Genomic DNA, 577 nt, shown 5'->3' with positions numbered 1-577 from the left:
CGCACTGCATGTAAATGGGGCTATAGCTCAGCTGGGAGAGCGCCTGCCTTGCACGCAGGAGGTCTGCGGTTCGATCCCGCATAGCTCCACCATTTACACCTTATTCTGACTTTATTGCAAAGTAATAAGGCATATGCACTATGGATAGAGATGCCAAAGATAAACTTAAAAATTATCTTTGGCTTTTTTAAGCCCGCTCTTTAACAATTTGGAAAGCTGATAGTATTTAATTGCATGAGTCTGTCATGTGATTAATTACAAAACGTTTAATGCGAAAGCATTGAACATGAGTTCTCAAACACTTTATTAAGTGTCTTGAATATTCAACAGTAAATTATTCTTTATTGAATAGTTTACGTCTAAGGCGCGTCCACTTCTTTGGTCAGAAGTGAGACAAGTAAAACCAAGCTGGTCGCAATGCGACGCAGATGAGTGAAACTCATTTGGGTTGTATGGTTAAGCGACTAAGCGTATACGGTGGATGCCTTGGCAGTCAGAGGCGATGAAGGACGTAGTAACTTGCGAAAAGCGTTGGCGAGCTAGTAACAAGCATTTGAGCTAACGATGTCCGAATGGG

Annotated in this window: 1 tRNA gene and 1 rRNA gene; both read left to right on the top strand. The window is 41.9% G+C overall.

Features of this window, described 5'->3' with window-relative positions:
* Positions 1-16: 16 nt before the first annotated feature.
* Positions 17-92, top strand: a tRNA-Ala gene (locus L5M18_RS23375).
* 362 nt (positions 93-454) lie between these two features.
* A 23S ribosomal RNA gene (locus L5M18_RS23370) occupies positions 455-577 on the top strand; the annotation flags it as partial.

Source organism: Shewanella sp. SM20, from assembly GCF_025654545.1.
GTDB lineage: Bacteria > Pseudomonadota > Gammaproteobacteria > Enterobacterales > Shewanellaceae > Shewanella > Shewanella oncorhynchi.
Note: the sequence above shows the minus strand (reverse complement) of the source record. Positions and strands in the feature narration are given on the sequence as shown.